This is a genomic window from Microbacterium sp. SLBN-146 (assembly GCF_006715145.1).
Lineage (GTDB): Bacteria > Actinomycetota > Actinomycetes > Actinomycetales > Microbacteriaceae > Microbacterium.
The window spans coordinates 1,968,351-1,986,698 of the sequence record NZ_VFMR01000001.1; the positions used below are offsets into that span (position 1 = coordinate 1,968,351).

Sequence of the window (18,348 nt, forward strand, 5' to 3'; positions counted from 1 at the left end):
TCCGAGCGCCAGCGCTCGTCAGTGCGCAGTGCTCGTCAGTGTGCAGGAACGCTCGCCGCCTTCTCGATCTTGGACCTCGTGATGCGCTTGCGGAAGATCCAGTAGGTCCACGCCTGATACGCGAGCACGAGGGGGAGGAAGATGAGCGCCGCCCACGACATGATCGTCAAGGTGTAGTCCGTGCTCGACGCGTTCTCGATCGTCAGGCTGTTCGTGGCCATGTCGACCGTCGACGGCATGACATAGGGGAAGAGCGCGAACCAGAGCGCGAGGACGGCCGTCACGATCGTGAAGGCGCCGAAGCCGAACGCCCATCCCTCTCGTCCGCGCGCGTTGGCGATCCACGACGAGATCAGCAGGACGGCGGCGATCGCCGCGCACAGGACGGTGAGCCACACGAGGTCGCGCCCCTCCGAGAACGCCAGCCCGATCGTCCACGCGAGGAAGAGGGCCGCGACGATGATCGTGAGGAATCCGGCTCGTCCCGCGAGCTTGCGGGCGTCGGCGGCGACCTGTCCGTCGGTCTTGAGCGCGACGAAGTAGATGCCGTGCGTGAAGAACAGCAGCAGGGTCGTGAGCCCGCCGAGGAGCCCGTACGGGTTCAAGAGTGTGAGCACGGATCCCATGAACTCGTGGTCGGCATCCAGCGGAACGCCCTGCACGATGTTGGCGACCGCGACGCCCCACAGGAACGCGGGAACGGCCGAGCCGATCACGATCATGCGATCGAAGTTGCGCCGCCACCGGACGCTGTCGCGCTGGTGCCGGTACTCGAAGGAGACGCCGCGCGCGATGAGGGCGAGGAGGATCAGCAGAAGCGGCAGATAGAAGCCGCTGAAGAGCGTCGCGTACCACTCGGGGAAAGCAGCGAAGAGGCACGCGCCGGCGACGATGACCCACGTCTCGTTGAGGTCCCACACGGGGCCGATCGTGTTGATGATCTGGCGGCGCGAGATGTCGTCCTTGCCGAGGAAGGGCAGCGACATCCCGACGCCGAAGTCGAAGCCGTCGAGGACGAAATACCCGACGAACAGGAAGCCGACGATGAAGAACCAGAGGTATGCGAGATCCATGTCAGCTCCTAGTACACCGTCGTCGGGGTGTCTTCGACGGACTGCGGCTGGGCGGGCTCCGAGCCCGGTTCGGGAAGGGGATCGGGCCCCTTCTGAGAGGTCTTCACGATGAGTCCGATCTCGACGACCGCGAGGATCGCGTAGATGAGGGTGAAGGCCGTGAGCGAGATGAGGACGGTCCAGCCCGGGACGCTCGGCGAGACGCCGTCCTCCGTGAGCATGAGTCCGAATACGATCCACGGCTGGCGGCCCATCTCGGTGAACACCCATCCGACGAGGATCGCGAAGAGCGATGCGGGCCATGCCCAGATCGCGATCTTCCACGCCCACGCGGGGACGGGGCGCTTGGCCTTCTTGCGCGTGAGCCACAGGCCCACGACCGCCGAGAGAGCAGCAAGGCCGCCAAGGCCGATCATCCAGCGGAAGGACCAGTAGGTGACCCACAGGATCGGCGCGAAGTTGCCGTCGACCTGATCGGCGAACTGCGGGAACAGCTCATTCGTGTACTGCAGGTTGAGGTCGTTGATGCCCTCGACGCAGCCGTCGAGCGAATGCGTCGACAGAAGCGACAGCAGATAGGGCACACGGATCGAGAACAGCTCGCTCGTGCCGTCCGGGGTCCCGAGCGTGAAGATCGAGAACGACGCGTTCGCTCCGCACGCCGTGTCGAACATCGCCTCGGCTGCGGCCATCTTCATCGGCTGCGTCTGCACCATGACGAGGCTCAGCTGATCTCCCGAGAGCGCGACGCCCGCGAACGCCACGATCATGCCCCAGAGGCCGTAGCGGAGCGCGGGACGCATCATCTCGACGTTCCGGCCGCGCAAGAGCTGCCACGCGGCGATCGAGATGATGACGCCGGCCGTCATCATGAAGGCGGCGAACAGCGTGTGGGGGAGTGCGGCGAGGGCGACGGGGTTGGTGAGGACCGCGAAGAAGTCGTTCATCTCGGCGCGGGAGCCGTCCTGCGCCATCTGGTAGCCGACGGGGTTCTGCATGAAGGCATTGGCGGCGAGGATGAAGTACGCCGAGAACCACGCGCCGATCGTCGCGATCCAGATGGTCGCGAGGTGGACCTTCCGGGGAAGCTTGTCCCAACCGAAGATCCACAGGCCGATGAAGGTCGCTTCGAAGAAGAACGCCATGAGGCCCTCGAAGGCGAGCGGCGCGCCGAAGACGTCGCCCACGAACCGCGAGTAGGACGACCAGTTCATGCCGAACTGGAACTCCTGCACGATGCCGGTGACGACGCCCATCGCGAAGTTGATGAGGAAGATCTTCCCGAAGAAGCGCGTCAGGTGGAGCCACTTGAGGTTTCCCGTCCGCACCCACGCGGTCTGGAAGATCGACACCGTGAGCGCCATGCCGAGCGTGAGCGGGACGAAGAGGAAGTGGTACAGCGTCGTCAGGCCGAACTGCCATCTCGCGAGGAGGAGGGGGTCAAGCAGGTCCACGGTGCGGGGCTCCGATCGCTCAAACCGGTGTGGTCTGACCACAGGATATCATGTGGTCAGACCACACGCACAGGGAATTCTGCGCGTTCTGGTGGTCACGGTACTCACGTGCGGCGCTCCGCGGGAGAGGGTGCCGCCGTGAAAAAAGGACACGGGCAATCCGTGGGCGCTCCCGCGCCGAATCACTCGGAGGCGATTACCCTCGGCAGAGGAAGCGATCCGACGGAAAGGGGGGCGCTCTCATGGCAGCGATCCCCGTGACGATCGGTGCGCGGCGGCCGGAGCCCCTGGCATCCGTTGCGCTTCTCGGCGACGAACCCGGCGACTCGGGGCGTCCTCTCGTCGACACGCACGGCCGCGTCCACCGTGATCTGCGCATCTCGCTCACCGACCGCTGCTCGTTGCGCTGCACGTACTGCATGCCGGAGCAGGGCAACGAATGGCTCGCGAAGTCGAGCATCCTCGGGACGGACGAGATCGTTCACGTCGCCCGCGTCGCCGCCGCGGCGGGGGTCACGACCTTCCGGCTGACGGGGGGAGAGCCGCTTCTGCGCACGGACATCGTCGATGTCGTGCGGCGCATCGCGCAGCTTCGGACCCCCGATGGGGAACCCGTCCATGTCGCCATGACGACGAACGGCATCCGTCTTCCCGATTTCCTGCCCGATCTGCAGGCGGCGGGGCTCGGGCGGCTCAACATCTCACTCGACACGATCCGTCGCGACCGCTTCCGCGAGCTCACTCGTCGTGATCGCCTCGACGACGTGCTCGAGGGGATCGCGGCGGCGCAGCGGTCGGGTCTCAGGCCGCTCAAGATCAACGCCGTCGCGATGCGCGACGTCAACGACGACGAACTGATCGACCTGGTGGCGTTCGCTATCGAGCACGATGCGCAGCTGCGCTTCATCGAGCAGATGCCCCTGGATGCGGGACACACGTGGGATCGTGCGCGCATGGTGACGAGGGCGGAGATCCTCGAAACGCTGTCCGCCCGCTGGGAGCTCACCCCCGTGCCCGGGCGCGGCGGTGCCCCCGCCGAGCGTTGGCAGCTCGACGACGGCCCGCACACGGTCGGCGTGATCGCATCGGTGACGGCGCCGTTCTGCGGTGACTGCGACCGGCTGCGCCTGACCGCCGACGGTCAGCTGCGCAACTGCCTCTTCTCGACGACGGAGTACGATCTGCTGCCTGCGCTGCGCGGTCCGGGTCTTGCGGCGCCGCCGGCCTCGGGTGAGGGTGCGCGCGATGCGGCGATCGAGACGATGCTCCGCTCCTGCGTCCTCGGCAAGCTGCCGGGCCACGCGATCAACGACCCGTCCTTCCTGCAGCCCGCGCGCGGCATGAACGCGATCGGCGGCTGAGGTCGAGCCGGGCCCCTGCGGCGGGCCCCTCCGGCCCGGGGCTAGCATGGCGCCATGGGACGGATCACGGTGCGGCGTCCCGTCGTCCGCGTCTCCTTCGACGCTGACGGGGCCGCGACGACGCGGCGTCGCCCCGACCATCTCGCGGTCGAGGAGCCGCTCGAGATCCGCGTCGGCGGCGATCCGCTCGCCGTCACGATGCGCACCCCCGGACACGACATCGAGTTGGCCGCGGGGTTCCTCGTCTCGGAAGGCGTCATCTCGCGGGGCGAGGAGTACCGGTCCGCGATCCACTGCGGAGGTCCCGGGACGCCCGGTGGCTCGACGGAGAACACGTACAACGTCCTGGACGTCGCTCTGGCGCCCGGTGTCGCACCGCCTTCGCCGGACATCGCGCGCTCGTTCTATACGACGAGCTCGTGCGGTGTGTGCGGAAAGGCGTCGATCGACGCCGTCGAGACGGTCTCGTCGTACGACGTGTCGACGGATGCCGCGACGGTCGCCGCGGGCGATCTTCTCGCGTTCCCCGACCGGCTGAGGGAGCAGCAGGCGGTGTTCGAGAAGACGGGCGGTCTGCACGCCGCGGCGCTCTTCGACGCGGCGTCCGGTGAGATGCTCGTGCTCCGCGAGGACGTCGGTCGGCACAACGCCGTCGACAAGGTCGTGGGGTGGGCGGTGCTCGACGGACGACTTCCCCTCGTCGGCACCGTGCTGCAGGTGTCGGGGCGCGCGAGCTTCGAGCTCGTGCAGAAGGCCGTCATGGCCGGCATCCCGATCCTGTCCGCCGTCTCGGCGCCGTCGTCGCTCGCCGTGGAGCTCGCCGACGCGTCGGGGCTCACTCTCGCGGGGTTCGTGCGCGGCACGTCGCTCAACCTCTACGCGCACCCGGGGCGTGTCACGACCTCGGCGGCGGCCGCCGACTGAGGGTCAGCGCGTCAAGTGCACGACGCAGGTCTCGGGGTCGCACGCGGATGCGATGCCCTCGACTTTGAGCGGGCCGCGGGCTTCGGAGAGCACGCTCTGCATGAGTCCGATGTGCACGCGGCACAGCGTCTCGAGATGGTCGGCCTGTGACGTCGCGTGTGGACACGGTGTGAGATCGATCGTGAGCGCGTGCTCGTCGACGAGCGGATCGAACCCCGCGTCGACGAGATCGTCGACGATCGCGTCGAGCTGGTGCGCGGCGTCCTCATCGAGCGGCCCCGCCGAACCGGGGAGGACGCGCCTCATGAGGTCGCCGCGGCGCGCGGCATCCTGAACACGGGCTCGCGCGACGGGACTCGATGCGTCCGCTTCCCCCGTCGCGGCGCTGTAGAAGACCCGCGGGCGGCCGCGCGTCGTGCGGTGCTCCTTCTCCTGCACGACGTGTCCCGCCGCGACGAGTCGCTGCAGGTGCTCCCGCACGGTGTTGGCGTGGAGCCCTGTGCGCTCGCAGAGCTCCGTGACGGTGCGGCCGGGCTGCTCCTGCAGCAGGTGGAGGATCTCCACGCGCGAGTAACTCGAGATGGCGCTGTACGGGCCCATACCTCGATGATCCCACGCCCCAGCCCCCGCCACCCTGCGCCGAACCACCCTGCGCCGACACTCCGTGATCTCGCCGAGACACCCCGTCAATCGCGCGCAACGACGGGGCGACTCGGCGAGATCGCGGTATCTCGGCGGGACACGGCCAGAGCCAGGGCGGAGCCCCGGTCGCCGAGAAGACCCAAACTGTGCGTAGATCGGCCTGCGAGGGACAGTCTGAGTCTTCTGGCGAGAAGACGCGAACCGCCGGAAGTCGGGCCTAAAAGCGACAGTTCGGGTCTTTTCGGCGGAAGGGCGCCGGGCCGAGAAAGGACGCCGGGGCGGGGAAGGGCGCCGGGGTGAGGAGCGACGCCGGGGTGAGGAGCGACGCCGGGGTGAGGAGCGGCGCCGGGGTGTGGAGGCGGGGTCGGCGGGTCAGGGCGCGATCGCGCGGCGGCGCATGACGATGCCGGCGCTGACCGTCGCGACGAGCACGAGCGTCGCGAACACCAGGAGCACCGCGGTCTCGCTCGCGAATGACAGCGACACACCGACCGCGAGGACGGGGAGCGCGAGTCCGCAGTACGCGATCAAGAAGATGAGCGCGAGCGTCTCTCCGCGGCGCGCCGGGTCGGCGAGGGACGCGGCCGTCGCGATCGCGGAGCGGAAGAGGATGCCGACCCCGGCGCCCGCGATGACGCCACCCGCGATGAAGACCACGAGATGCGGGATGACCGCTCCAACGGCGATGAGTACGAGCCCGACCGCCGATGCGACGATCGCGACCGCGAGTTGGCGCGGGAGCGCGACGCGTGCGAGGAGCACTTGGGCTGTCGCCGCCGACGCGAAGACCGAGAACGCCGTCGCGCCGGCGGCGAGATGGTCCGTCTCGTTGAACGCATCGATGAGGAACGTCGGGGCGAGCGACGTGAACAACCCGAACAGGGCGAAGGACGCGAATGCGCCGAGGCCCGCGGCGAGGAAGGCGGGTCTCGACGCGGGAGGGAGAGCGAGGCGCTGCGGTCGATAGCCGGGGCGGGTGCCGGCTGCGCTCGCGGTTTCGGGAACGACGAGGAGCGCGAGGGCCGCGAGCACCAGGATCACCAGGAAGACGGCATGCGGCAGCACGAGGGGATCGGGCAGAAACTCCGCGAAGAGACCGCCGATGAGCGGGCCGAGCGCGAGACCGCCGAGGTTCGCCGCGCCCGAGACGGATGCCGCGATGACGCCGTTCTCGGCGGGTTTGGCGGACGACCGCAATTCGCCCAGATGCGCCGTCGCCGTCGCCGTGAGGATGCCGATGCTCACACCGTTGACGAACCGGGCGGCGAGGAGGCCCGGGACCGAGCTCCACAGCAGGAACATCACGGCCGACAGCGCCGAAACGAGCACCGCGACGATCAGCATCCGTCGTCGTCCTGCCCAGTCGCTGATGTGACCGACCAAGAAGAGACTGAACACGACGCCGACGGCGTAGGCGGCGAAGATGACCGTGATGACGGAGACCTCGAAACCGTCCTGCTCCTGGTAGAGCGGGTACAGAGGAGTCGGCACCGTCGAGTACGCCATCACCGAGAGGAAGACCACGGCGACGAGCCAGAACGCTCTGCTGTGGCTCATGGTTCCGCGAAGCGCTGGCATGGGGTCCCCTTCGAACGGCAGATCCTGACAGAGAGGCTAAGCCTCCCGGAGCCGCGAGTGTTCCGATCGATGTCGAACCCGGCAAGCGCTCACGCGTCGACCGGGTACCGCCGACGCAGGATGATGCGCTGCACGAGCGTCCAGCAGACGGTGACGAGCAGGTACAGTCCCGCGGCGAGGGGAACGAACAGCGCGACGACAGCGGTCGCGAAGTGGAGGACGCCCAGGATGCCGGTCGGGATCGAGGGTACCGGCGAGTCGGCCGGCGGTTGCGGCATCCGGAACACGCGCCGAGTGATCTCGCCGACCGTCGCGATCGCGAGGACGAGGACCGCGTAGACGAGCGCGGTCGTGAGGTCGACGGTACCCGCCCCGATGGCGCCGACGAGGCTCGTGCCGAGCGGGACGCCCGCGAGCGTCTCGTCGAGGAGCGCGTTGGGATGCCCCGCGATCACGGGGTGGAGGAACACCGCGTAGAGGATGCCGACGATCGGGGCTTGTGCGAGAACGGGCAGGCATCCCGCGAACGGGGACGTGCGTTCGTCGCGATAGAGCTGCATCGTTTCGCGCTGGAGTCGTTCGGGGTTCTTCCGCCAGCGCTTCTGCAGTTCGCGAAGACGCGGGGCGAGGCGCGCCCGCGTCTGCTCGGCCTTCGCTTGCGCGATGCCGGTGGGGATGAGGAGAGCGCGTACGAGGAGAGTGACGAATCCGATCGCGAGGGCAGCGGAAGCGGCGCCGGCGACGGGTTCGAGCAGGTGAGTGAGGCCCATCAGCCCCGAGTATGCGAGGTCGAGGATGGCGGCGAGAAGGGGGATGGCGAAGGGGTCCACGGCGGTATCCGTTCTGTGACTGTCGATCGGGAATGTCGATCGGCCACGAAGGATGCCGCGGCGCGGACGCCGGGCGGGTTGCTACGTGGCCGTGGCCACGAACTGCGGTGCTCGAGGGCGGGGATGTCCCGGTGCGTCGGGATCGCTCTGCGTGAGAGGCGACGAGATATCGATCGCGCGTTGCGGGTGCGGCGGTGATGTGCCGCCCGGTGCGCGGTGGAGCATCGCGACGACCCCGAGCATGACGACCGTGACCGTCATGAGGGTGATCGCAAGGGCGATCGCACCCGTCATTCCGCCGAGCGCCGTGACGTCGATGCCGCCGCCGACGATGCCGAGCGTCGACAGCAGGAGGTGCAGCGCGGAGACGATCGACTCGAACACGCGACACCTCCCTTCGTCGGTTCCACGGTAACACCGGAGAAATCCGTCGAGCAGGACATCACGTCAGGCGGTCGAGTCCGCCTCGAAGACCTCGCCGCCTCGCGGCAGCCACGCGTCGCCGTGCCGGACGAAGGTGATCGGGACGCCGGTCGCAGTTTCCCAATGAGTCGAATCGGATGCCTGCACATGGACGTGCGGCTGCGTGCTGTTGCCCGAATTCCCGCACTCCGCAAGTGGTGCGCCCGCCGCGACGACGGTGCCAGGGCGGACGGCGACGGATCCTCGACGAAGGTGCGCGAGGAGGACGAACGGACCCGTGGGCGTGACGGCGATCACGACGTGATTGCCGGCTACCGCGCGAGTGCCGCGCCGCATGCGTTTCGCCTGCCCGAGGAGGTACGGCACTCCCGCGACGATCGAGCGGCGGGCGACGTGATCCGGCTCGCCGTCCTCGGCGATCACGACGACCCCCGCTGTGGGCGCGACGAGGGGAGCGCCGAAACCGAAGAACCGCTCGGGCGGCTCAGTGGCCACCCATGTGCGCCAATCCTGCGGCCCCGAACGGCCTCGCCGATCGATGCGCACGAAGTCGATGGCGTATCCGGAACCGAGCGCGTGAGTTCCGTGGCTCGGAACGCTGTCCGCCGGACTGTTGCGCGCCATCCACCTGCCTGCGAACGGCAGCTGCAGACGCAACGGCGGATAGGCGACCTCGGCCATGTGTTTCTCCTATGTCAAGTCTCAGGCCGCGAGGGGGAGGCTCGCGGTCGTTTCGACGTTGTGCTGGTCGGCGTGGAGGGTGTGGAAGACGATGCGAGCGAGTTTGCGTTTGAGGCAGCGGAGGGCTTCGACGGTTGAGTCGCCGTGGTCGAGTCGCTTCCGGTAGTAGACGCGGCCGCGGCCGTCGAGGCGGATCTGGGTGACCGCGATCCGGTGCAGGGCAGCGTTGAGCTGACGGTTCCCGGCTCGGCTCATCCGGACCCGGCCGCGGGTGCTTCCGGACCAGACCGGCAACGGTGCGACACCGGCATTCATCGCGAAGCAGGCCTCGGACCGGAACCGGGACACGTTCGCGGTTTCCCCGACGATCTTCGCCGCGGCGAGCGGGCCGCAGCCGGGGATCGCGAGCAAGTGCGGGTAGCGATCCTCGACGAGAACGGTGACCCGCTTCTCGAGGGCGTCGATCTTCTCGCTCACCGCGACGATGTCGTTGAGGACATCACGAGCGAGCTCGGCCACCAGGCCGGTGTCGTCGGCCAGCCACGCCGCGACGCGGTCGCGTTGCTTCCTGCTGCGGAGCGCCTTGATCGGGACGTCGAACTCGGGGTCCAGTTCGTGCAGATGCCAGCGCAGCCGGTTGATCTGCCGGGTTCGCTCGCTGACCAGGTCTTCTCTGCGATCTACGAGCAGCTTCAACTCCCGTGTCGCCTCGTCATGTGAGGCCGCCGGAAGGTCGGGTTCGCGCAGCACCGCCCGCGCCACCGAGAGCGCGTCGATCGGGTCGGACTTGCCCCGCTCCCGGGCCGACGCCCGGGTCTGCGCCATCAGCTTCGGTGGCACACGCACCACCTGCTGCCCCGCCGCGAGCAGATCCCGCTCCAACCGCGCTGACAAATGCCGGCAGTCCTCGACGCCCCACCGCAGTTCGGGTCCGAACTCGGCCCTGGCCCACCGTAGCGCACCATCATGACCCGAGGTCGTGGCTCGCACGGTGCGCTCGGCGAGCTTGCGGCCGACCTCGTCGACCGCGACGAATGTGTGGGTGGCCTTGTGGACATCCGCACCGATGACGATCACCATGGAAATCGTCTCCTTCCAACTCTGAGGGACACAGGTTGGGCCGGTCGGCGGACAAACCTCAGTCGGGGGCGTCGCCACGCTCCTATCAAGTCACGCCGGCCGGTCCATCACACCGGTGCCGGCAAAACGCATGCACGCCAACCCTTACGGGCGGCACGGACTCTACGAGCCAGACACCGGTGATCAGGATCCAACCACCGCAACGCGGCACTGTCACCCTGACACTGAGCGGCACTGTCACCCTGACACTGACGGACTCTACCCCTGGCATCCGTAGGCTTGTCGCCGTGGCATCCGTTCTCAACGTCTCGGCGTACCTCTTCACTGCCGTCGCCGACCCCGGCACTCTGCGCCCGACGTTGAAGGAGCGCGCGATCGCCGCGGGGATCCGAGGCACGATCATCCTGGCGGAGGAGGGGATCAACCTCTTCCTCGCGGGCGATGCCGACGCCGTGCGGGGATTCGTCGCGGAGCTCCGCCGTGATCCGCGTTTCGCGGCGCTCACGACGAAGGAGAGCTGGTCGGAGGCTCAGCCGTTCGGCAAGCTCCTCGTCAAGGTGAAGCGCGAGATCATCCGCATGGACCACCCGACGATCCGGCCCGCTGATCGGCGCGCGCCCGCCGTGGACCCCCTCACACTCCGCATCTGGCTGGACCGTGGCCACGATGACGCCGGGCGCGAGGTGGTCCTCCTCGACACGCGGAACGCGTTCGAAGTCGACTACGGCACGTTCGAGGGTGCTGTGGACTGGCGCCTCGAGCGCTTCACGCAGTTTCCGGATGCCGCAGCCGCACGCCGTGCAGAGCTCGAGGGCAAGACGGTCGTGAGCTTCTGCACGGGCGGCATCCGCTGCGAGAAGGCGGCCATCCACCTGGGCGAGCTGGGGATCGACGCCTTCCAGCTCGATGGCGGCATCCTCGGCTACTTCGAGAAGGTGGGCGGCGACCACTGGTCGGGGGAGTGCTTCGTCTTCGACGAGCGCGAGGCACTCGACCCCACCCTGACGCCACGCCCGCAGCGCTGACGTGCCTCGGCGCAGGGAGGCAGAAGCTCCTCCCTGCCTCCCCGCGCCGTGGTGTCGATCAGACCAGGCCGTTGGCCTCGAGCCACTCCGACGCAACATCTCCGAGCGAGCGCTGCTCGACCGTGTACTGCACATTGAGCTCGATGAGCCCCTCGGGCGTGAGCGCGGCGCTCACGGCGTTGATCGTGTCGGCGATCTCATCGGCGACGTCGGCGTTCACGAGCGGAACGACGTGCGACGCGAGGAAGAGGCCTTCGGGATCTTCCAGCGTCACGAGGTCATTGGCCGAGATGAGCGGGTCGGCCGTGTAGACGTTCGCGAGCTGGATGTTGCCTGCGACGAGTTCTTCGATCGTCGAGTCGGCGGTCGGGTTGAAGGTCACCGTGACGCCGTAGGTCTCTTCGAGACCGGCCGGACCGTACGGGCGCAGCTCGAGTTCGGGCGCACCGCCGAGGACGAGACCGTCGATACCGGCCAGGTCGGCGATCGACGTCAGATCGTTCTCTTCCGCGAACGTGCGAGTGACGTTGTAGGAGTCCTGATCGGTCGCCGACGACTGCTCGAGGACCGTGAGGTTCTCGGGCAGCGCCTCTTGCAGGGCCGCGTAGACGTCGTCCGTCGTCGTGGCCGTCGTGTCGGGCTCGAAGTACTGGAGCAGGTTTCCCGTGTACTCGGGGAACAGGTCGATCGATCCGTCCTCGATCGACGGCATGTACGCGTCGCGCTGGCCGATCGTGAAGTTGCGGTCGACCTCGAAGCCGTCGGCCTCGAGCGCCTGGGCGTAGATCTCGGCGATCAGCTCGTTCGAGGGGTAGGCCTGTGAACCGATGACGATGACGGACGAGTCGGAGGTGGACTCGCCGCCTCCGTCACCTCCCGACAGGGGGTCGCTTGACGCGCACCCGGCGAGCGCGAGCGACGTGGCCGCGACGGCTGCGAGGGCAGCGGTCAGGCGTGTCTTTGCTGTGGACATGACAACCTCCGGTTGTTGTGGGGGTTAGGCGGATGCATCCGCGGTGGCGCTCGTGCGCACGGGCGACGAGCGACGTGTGGGGGTGCGCATCGCGACCCCGCGGGGGACGACGACGCGCTGCAACAGGGCGAACAGGCCATCGAGCACGAGTGCGAGCACGACGACGAGGATGGAGGCTCCGAGGATCTGCGGAAAGATGCGCACCTGGATTCCTTGGATGATGTAGAACCCGAGTCCGCCGATGCCGACGTAGGCGGCGATCGTGACGGTCGCGACGACTTGCAGCGTCGCCGAGCGCAGACCGCCGATCAGGAGGGGGAGCCCGAGGGGAACCTCGATCTTCCACAGGATCTGCCACCCCGTCATCCCCATCGCCCGGCCCGCGGCGATGACGTCGCGGTCGATCGCCTCGAGCCCTGCGTATGCGCCGGCGAGGATGGAGGGGATCGCGAGGATCACGAAAGCGGCGATTGCGGCTTCGGTCTTGAAATTCACGCCGATCACGAGGTAGAGCAGGATCACCAGGCCGAGCGATGGCAGCGCGCGGGCTGCGCCCGAGAGGAAGACCGCGATCTCGCGCCCCCGGCCTGTGTGCCCGATGAGCCATCCGAAGGGAATCGCGATGACAGCCGCGATGAGGACGGAGAGTCCCGTCAGCCACAGGTGCTGGACGATCGCCGTTGGGAGGGGGAGCGTCCCCGTCAGCCGATCGGGGGAGAAGATCCAGGCGATCGCCTCGAGGAAGGCGTTCATGCGGCCACCTCCCGGCGGGAGGCGGGGGACGGACTGCGAGGCGCACGCGTGCGGCGTGTCCAGGGCATGAGCGCGCGCCCGAGGAGCGCGAGCAGCAGGTCGAGTACGACGGCGATGATCACGACCGCCACGACGCCCGCGAGCACTTCGGGGATGATGCGGCGCTGGGCTCCATTGGTGAAGAGGTAGCCGAGGTTGTCGACGCCGATCAGGATGCCGACGGTTGCGAGCGAGATCGTCGACACGGCCGTCACGCGGAGTCCTGCCAGAAGCACGGGCCCGGCGAGCGGGAAGTCGACGACCCAGAAACGTCGCCAGGCGCCGAAGCCGACAGCGACGGCGGCCTGGCGTGTCGCGGAATCGACCGACGCGAGGCCGTCGGTGACGGAACGGGTCATGATCGCGATGCCGTAGACCGTGAGTGCGACGACGAGAGTGAGCTCTGAGAGCAGGGGGATGCCGAAGATCGCCGCCAGAAGGACGAAGAGCCCGAGCGAGGGAATCGTGTACAGCAGCCCGACGATCGAGAGCACCGCCCCCCGCAGCCGCGTGTATCGGAAGGCGAGCCACCCGATCGGAACGGCCAGGACGAAGCTGAGCACGATCGCGATCACGCTCTGCCTCAGATGATCGACGGTCAGGCGTCCGATCAGATCGAGGTTGTCGAGGACCCAGTTCACGGAGAGTCCTCGACCAGGACGCCCTGCGTCCGCCCGGCCCCGTCGACGAGCACGATGCCGTGCGGCGTGCGCTTCTGCCGCAGTGCTCGCGCTCCGCGCTCCGCGCCGATGAAGCTCGCGACGAAGTCGCTCGCGGGGTTCTCGATGATCTCGTCGGGGGTGCCGAGCTGCGCGATCTTCGCGCCCTTCTCGAGGATCACGACCTGGTCTCCGAGCAGGAACGCCTCGTCGATGTCGTGCGTCACGAAGACGACGGTCTTGTCGAGGTCGCGCTGGAGGCGCAGAGTCTCCTCCTGAAGTTCCTTGCGGACGATGGGGTCGACGGCTCCGAACGGCTCGTCCATCAGCAGGATGTTGGGGTCGACCGCGAGCCCGCGGGCGACGCCGACGCGCTGCTGCTGCCCTCCGGACAGCTGGCTCGGGTACCGATCGGCGAGTGCTCGGTCGAGGCCGACGACATCCATGAGTTCCAGTGCACGCGCACGCGCGGCCTTGCGTGGAACGCCCTTGAGGACAGGGACGGTGGCGATGTTGTCGGCGACGGTGAAGTGGGGGAGGAGCCCCGAGTTCTGGAGCACGTATCCGATCCCCCGCCGGAGCTGCACGGGGTTGCGGGTCGAGATCGGTTCGTCGTCGATCGCGATCTCGCCGCTCGTCGGTTCGACGAGGCGATTGATCATCCGCAGGAGCGTGGTCTTGCCGCATCCGGACGATCCGACGAACACCGTCGTCTTGTGCGCGGGGATCAGCAGCGAGAAGTCGTCGACAGCCACCGTGCCGTCGGCGAAGCGTTTTGTCACGGAGCGGAACTCGATCGCCATGGGTGTCCTTCCGGCGTGGTCTCCTCAGCCAACCACAAGCCACCGACATGGCCCAGAATTCCCGGCCCCTTGACCCAGATCGTAATGTCTGGCAGTGCGCCGCTGCCCGCGACCGCTCACTTGTCTCACTTGGCGGGCTGGGATGCCCGGCGGTTGCCATTTGCGACAAGTGAGCGCCACAGCTCTCCGTTCACTTGTCGCGAGTGGCGGGTGTGGATGCCGCGAGGTCGCCCTTTGAGACAAGAGAGCTCTGCGCCGGCTCGGTGCCAGACCGGCCCGCGCGTCGGCGGGGGGCGCTACCGTGGGCCCCATGAGTACACGAGAGTACGACCTCGTCGTCATCGGAGCGGGTCCTGTGGGTGAGAACGTCGCGCATCGCGCCGTTCGGGGCGGACTGACCGCGGTCATCGTCGAGAGCGAACTCGTCGGCGGCGAATGCTCCTACTGGGCGTGCATGCCGTCGAAGGCCCTCTTGCGGGCGGGAACCGTGCTCAACGCGGCGCGGTCCGTCGGCGGCGCGCGAGAGGCGGTCACGGGGGATGTCGACGTCGCGGGCGTGCTCGCCCGTCGCGACGGCATCACCCACGACTGGAACGACTCCTCGCAGGTCGAATGGCTCCACGGCGCGGGCATCGACCTCGTGCGCGGTCACGGCCGTCTCGCCGGTGAGAAGCGCGTCGAGGTGACGGACGCCGACGGGGAGACGACGACGCTCGTCGCGCGGCACGCCGTCGCCGTCTGCACGGGGACGGCGGCTCTCATCCCCGACATCCCGGGTCTCGTCGACGCGTCGCCGTGGACGAGCCGCGAGGCGACGAGCGTCCGTGACGTCCCCGACTCCCTCGTCGTCCTCGGCGGCGGCGTCGTCGGCGCCGAGATGGCGACGGCGTTCTCGTCGTTCGGATGCCGCGTCACCGTCATCGCACGATCGGGTCTGCTCGGATCCCTCGAACCCTTCGCAGGAGAGCACGTCGCCGCGACCCTGGCCGAGCGTGGGGTCGACATCCTCACGGGCGTCGGTGTCGACGGTGTCTCGCGGGATGCCGAGGGCGTCGTCGTATCGCTCTCGGACGGTCGCGAGGTGCGCGCCGCCGAGATCCTCGTCGCGACGGGCCGCACGCCCCGCTCGGAGGACCTCGGTCTGGAGAGCGTCGACCTCGAGCCCGGCGACTGGCTCGAGGTCGATGACACGATGCGCGTTCGCGGGCACGACTGGCTCTACGCCGTGGGCGACGTCAATCATCGCGTCCTTCTCACCCACCAGGGCAAGTACCAGGCCCGGGCCGCGGGAGATGTCATCGCGGCGCGCGCGACGGGCGCGGATGTCGATGATCGGCCGTGGGGGCGGCATGTCGCGACCGCCGACCACTCCGCCGTCCCGCAGGTCGTCTTCACCGACCCTGAGGTGGCGGCGGTCGGACACACGGAGGCCTCGGCGCGCGAGGCGGGACTCGACGTCCGCGTGATCGACTACGACCTGTCGTGGATCGCGGGCGCCTCGACGTCGTCCGACGACTACCGCGGCCAGGCCCGCGTCCTGATCGACTCGGAGCGGGAGGTCGTCGTCGGGGCGACATTCATGGGCTCCGACGTGGGTGAGCTCCTCCACTCAGCCACGATCGCGATCGTGGGAGAAGTGCCTGTCGAGCGGCTGTGGCATGCCGTGCCGTCCTACCCCACGCTCAGCGAAGTGTGGCTGCGGTGGTTGGAGACGTACGGCCGCTGACCGGATCACCAACCTCCACGGGTCGGGGTGTGGCCCTCCCGAGCATCGTCGGGCATCTCCATCTCGGCGCGTGCGCCCAGCAGACGGATCTCCCGCCCGTGCTCGATCTTGTCGACGAGTTTCATCGTCTCCGCCTCGACGAGCGCTCGGTCGAACGTGGGCGCGATCTTGTGGACGAACGTCTTCGTCGTGAAAGGCGCGTAGCGAACCTTGAGGCCGACACCGACGACGGCGCGTCCCTCCGCGGCGACATCGCGAAGCACCTCCGCGATGAGCACTCGCGCCGCCTGTTCGATATCGGTGCGCGCGACGAGGTTCTCTTGAAAGGTCGTCTCGTGGCCGTGACCGCGCGCGACCCAGGGGGTGTCGTCGACCTCTGCGGACCCGTCGCCGCGCCCGAGCTGCCGATACCAGGGACCCATCTTGGGGCCGAACTCGCCCGCGAGGGCGTCGACGTCCGCGCGCGCGAGCTCGTCGACGGTCGTGATCCCGAGCGCCGCCAGGCGCTTCGAGACCTTCGATCCCACACCCCACAGCGCGCTCGTCGGTCGTGGGCCCATCACCTCGAGCCAGTTGGCCGCCGTCAGCCGGAAGACGCCCTGGGGTTTTCCGAAGTCCATTGCGTTCTTCGCGCGCACGAGCGTGTCGCCGATGCCGACGCTGCAGTGCAGCCGTGTGCGGTCCATAACGGCTCGTTGGATGCTGCGGGCCTCGGCTTCGGGGTCGTCCGTCGTGATGCCGACGAACGCCTCGTCCCAGCCGAGCACCTGGACGACGGCTCCCGGGTGGGAGCGGAGCGTCGCCATGACCTCGTCCGACGCCGCGGTGTACGCCGGGGCATCGACGGGGAGGATGATCGCGTCCGGCACCTTGCGTGCCGCGATCCGCAGCGGCATCCCTGATCCCACACCGAAAGCGCGCGCCTCGTAGGAGGCCGTCGAGACGACGGCGCGCTCGGTCGGGTCGCCGCGCCCGCCGACGATGACCGGCAGGCCGGCGAGTTCGGGACGACGCAGCACCTCGACGGCAGCGATGAACTGGTCGAGGTCGACGTGCAGCACCCACGGGGCGGACGGGTCGCTCATGAGCGCCAGTCTGCCCCGTGGGCGGCTTCGTCGCGAGAGGTCAGACCCGCCGGTACGACCCGACCATGGGGCAGTCGAACGGGTCGCGTGCCGCGAGGCCGACCTCGTTGAGATACGAGATCACGATGCCGTACGAACGCCAGAGGGTCGTCTCGGTGTACGGGACGCCGAGCGTCTCGCACTGCTCCTTGACGATCTCGCGGGCGCGGGCGAGGTGCAGGCGCGGCATGTTCGGGAAGAGGTGGTGCTCGACCTGGTAGTTGAGGCCGCCCATGAGCCACGTCGCCCACCAGCCGCCGGAGACGTTGCGCGACGTGCGCACCTGCTTGCTGAAGAAATCGAGCTTCGCGTCCTTCGCGATGACCGGCATCCCCTTGTGGTTGGGGGCGAACGAGGCTCCCATGTAGACGCCGAAGACGGCCATCTGGACACCCACGAACGCGAAGGCGAGGCCGAGGGGGAGGAAGAGGAAGATCGGCGTCCAGATCACGGCGAAGCGTGCGAGGAGCAGCAGGATCTCGGTCGGGCGGTTCTTGACGGGCTCACGGCCGAAGACGTGGCGGAACGCGAGGAAGTGCAGGTTCAGCCCCTCGAGCGTCAGGAGCGGGAAGAACAGCCAGCCCTGGCGGCGCGTGATGAGGCGCTGGAGACCCCGTGCCTTCGCGGCATCCTCGTCGAGGAACGAGATCGTGTCGACGTCGATGTCGGGATCTTTGCCGACACGGTTCGGGTTCGCGTGGTGACGCGTGTGCTTCGTCGTCCACCACGAGAGGCTCATGCCGACGACGCCGTTTGCGAGGATCCGTGCGAGGCGGTCGTTCGCCGGACCGGAGGTGAGGATCTGGCGGTGCGCCGCCTCATGTCCGAGGAAGGCGACCTGCGTGAACAGGATGCCGAGGGCCGCCGCGATGAGGAGCTGGAACCAGCTGTCGCCGAGGAGGATGAACCCCGTGATGGCGCCCCCGAAAGCGACGGCGATGGCGGCGCCGATGAGGGCGTAGAACCACGGCGTACGACGAAGGAGGCCGCTCTCTCGGACGACCTGCGACACATCGGTGTAGGCGCGGGCCATGGGCGGGAACTCCGTCGTTCCAGCGTAGGTCTGACGAACGGGGCCGAGACGAGACTCGAGAACGGTGGAGGAGATGGAGGCACCTGCTTCGGATCGATGACCGCTGTGGCCGGGTAAGCCATGGGCGGATGCCGATCGCTACGCCCCACGCTACGCGTCGGCATATG

At 68.4% G+C, this 18,348-nt stretch carries 18 protein-coding genes; 4 read left to right on the forward strand and 14 right to left on the reverse strand.

The window, feature by feature from the left end; all coding sequences use genetic code 11:
- Positions 1–35 precede the first annotated feature (35 nt).
- Together cydB and FBY39_RS08405 are read right to left on the reverse strand one after the other, a co-directional pair.
- Entirely contained in the window at positions 36–1,073 is a 1,038-nt protein-coding gene (cydB, locus tag FBY39_RS08400; RefSeq protein ID WP_141931878.1) for a cytochrome d ubiquinol oxidase subunit II, read from the reverse strand.
- Between the two features lie 8 nt (positions 1,074–1,081).
- Positions 1,082–2,527, reverse strand: a complete 1,446-nt coding sequence (locus FBY39_RS08405) for a cytochrome ubiquinol oxidase subunit I (protein WP_141931880.1) — start codon at positions 2,525–2,527, stop codon at positions 1,082–1,084.
- A 242-nt stretch (positions 2,528–2,769) separates the two neighbouring features.
- Between FBY39_RS08405 and moaA the strand changes: the two genes are divergently transcribed.
- Positions 2,770–3,888 (forward strand): GTP 3',8-cyclase MoaA, encoded by a 1,119-nt coding sequence (moaA, locus tag FBY39_RS08410; protein ID WP_141931882.1) that lies wholly within the window; start codon positions 2,770–2,772, stop codon positions 3,886–3,888.
- Between the two features lie 54 nt (positions 3,889–3,942).
- Complete coding sequence (gene fdhD / locus FBY39_RS08415; RefSeq protein ID WP_141931885.1) at positions 3,943–4,812, forward strand: formate dehydrogenase accessory sulfurtransferase FdhD; 870 nt, start codon at positions 3,943–3,945, stop codon at positions 4,810–4,812.
- A 3-nt stretch (positions 4,813–4,815) separates the two neighbouring features.
- Here the strand turns inward: fdhD and FBY39_RS08420 are convergent, their stop codons facing one another.
- From FBY39_RS08420 to FBY39_RS08445, 6 genes are all read right to left on the reverse strand, one after another.
- Positions 4,816–5,412: a metalloregulator ArsR/SmtB family transcription factor gene (locus FBY39_RS08420; protein ID WP_141931887.1), complete on the reverse strand. Its 597-nt coding sequence runs from the start codon at positions 5,410–5,412 to the stop codon at positions 4,816–4,818.
- 414 nt (positions 5,413–5,826) lie between these two features.
- Positions 5,827–7,032 (reverse strand): MFS transporter, encoded by a 1,206-nt coding sequence (locus FBY39_RS08425; RefSeq protein ID WP_141931890.1) that lies wholly within the window; start codon positions 7,030–7,032, stop codon positions 5,827–5,829.
- Positions 7,033–7,121: 89 nt separating this feature from the next.
- Positions 7,122–7,862 carry a membrane protein insertase YidC gene (locus FBY39_RS08430; RefSeq protein WP_141931892.1) on the reverse strand — a complete coding sequence of 247 codons (741 nt, stop codon included), beginning with the start codon at positions 7,860–7,862 and terminating at the stop codon, positions 7,122–7,124.
- An 81-nt stretch (positions 7,863–7,943) separates the two neighbouring features.
- Positions 7,944–8,246, reverse strand: a complete 303-nt coding sequence (locus FBY39_RS08435; protein ID WP_141931895.1) for a DUF6412 domain-containing protein — start codon at positions 8,244–8,246, stop codon at positions 7,944–7,946.
- Positions 8,247–8,309: 63 nt separating this feature from the next.
- Positions 8,310–8,966 (reverse strand): M23 family metallopeptidase, encoded by a 657-nt coding sequence (locus tag FBY39_RS08440; RefSeq protein WP_141931896.1) that lies wholly within the window; start codon positions 8,964–8,966, stop codon positions 8,310–8,312.
- A gap of 21 nt (positions 8,967–8,987) precedes the next feature.
- Positions 8,988–10,046 (reverse strand): IS110 family transposase, encoded by a 1,059-nt coding sequence (locus FBY39_RS08445; RefSeq protein ID WP_186336999.1) that lies wholly within the window; start codon positions 10,044–10,046, stop codon positions 8,988–8,990.
- Between the two features lie 287 nt (positions 10,047–10,333).
- On the opposite strand from FBY39_RS08445, the gene FBY39_RS08450 reads away from it, so the two are divergent.
- Positions 10,334–11,071 carry a sulfurtransferase gene (locus FBY39_RS08450; RefSeq protein ID WP_141931897.1) on the forward strand — a complete coding sequence of 246 codons (738 nt, stop codon included), beginning with the start codon at positions 10,334–10,336 and terminating at the stop codon, positions 11,069–11,071.
- A gap of 58 nt (positions 11,072–11,129) precedes the next feature.
- Here the strand turns inward: FBY39_RS08450 and FBY39_RS08455 are convergent, their stop codons facing one another.
- From FBY39_RS08455 to FBY39_RS08470, 4 genes are read right to left on the reverse strand one after another with little or no spacing between them, the layout of a single operon-like run.
- Positions 11,130–12,044, reverse strand: a complete 915-nt coding sequence (locus FBY39_RS08455; RefSeq protein ID WP_141931898.1) for an ABC transporter substrate-binding protein — start codon at positions 12,042–12,044, stop codon at positions 11,130–11,132.
- A 24-nt stretch (positions 12,045–12,068) separates the two neighbouring features.
- Complete coding sequence (locus tag FBY39_RS08460; protein ID WP_141931899.1) at positions 12,069–12,797, reverse strand: ABC transporter permease; 729 nt, start codon at positions 12,795–12,797, stop codon at positions 12,069–12,071.
- Positions 12,794–13,477, reverse strand: a complete 684-nt coding sequence (locus FBY39_RS08465) for an ABC transporter permease (RefSeq protein WP_141931900.1) — start codon at positions 13,475–13,477, stop codon at positions 12,794–12,796. The genes FBY39_RS08460 and FBY39_RS08465 overlap by 4 nt, the downstream gene beginning before the upstream one ends.
- The gene (locus FBY39_RS08470; RefSeq protein ID WP_141931901.1) at positions 13,474–14,298 is read right to left on the reverse strand and encodes an ABC transporter ATP-binding protein; all 825 of its coding nucleotides are present in this window, start codon (positions 14,296–14,298) and stop codon (positions 13,474–13,476) included. The genes FBY39_RS08465 and FBY39_RS08470 overlap by 4 nt, the downstream gene beginning before the upstream one ends.
- A gap of 310 nt (positions 14,299–14,608) precedes the next feature.
- Between FBY39_RS08470 and FBY39_RS08475 the strand changes: the two genes are divergently transcribed.
- Positions 14,609–16,024: an NAD(P)/FAD-dependent oxidoreductase gene (locus tag FBY39_RS08475; RefSeq protein WP_141931902.1), complete on the forward strand. Its 1,416-nt coding sequence runs from the start codon at positions 14,609–14,611 to the stop codon at positions 16,022–16,024.
- Between the two features lie 5 nt (positions 16,025–16,029).
- On the opposite strand, the gene FBY39_RS08480 is transcribed toward FBY39_RS08475, so the two are convergent.
- Positions 16,030–17,109, reverse strand: a complete 1,080-nt coding sequence (locus FBY39_RS08480) for a DNA polymerase IV (RefSeq protein WP_186336934.1) — start codon at positions 17,107–17,109, stop codon at positions 16,030–16,032.
- Positions 17,110–17,149: 40 nt separating this feature from the next.
- On the reverse strand, positions 17,150–18,256 hold the full coding sequence (locus FBY39_RS08485; RefSeq protein WP_141931903.1) for an acyl-CoA desaturase: 1,107 nt from the start codon (positions 18,254–18,256) through the stop codon (positions 17,150–17,152).
- Between the last annotated feature and the right edge of the window lie 92 nt (positions 18,257–18,348).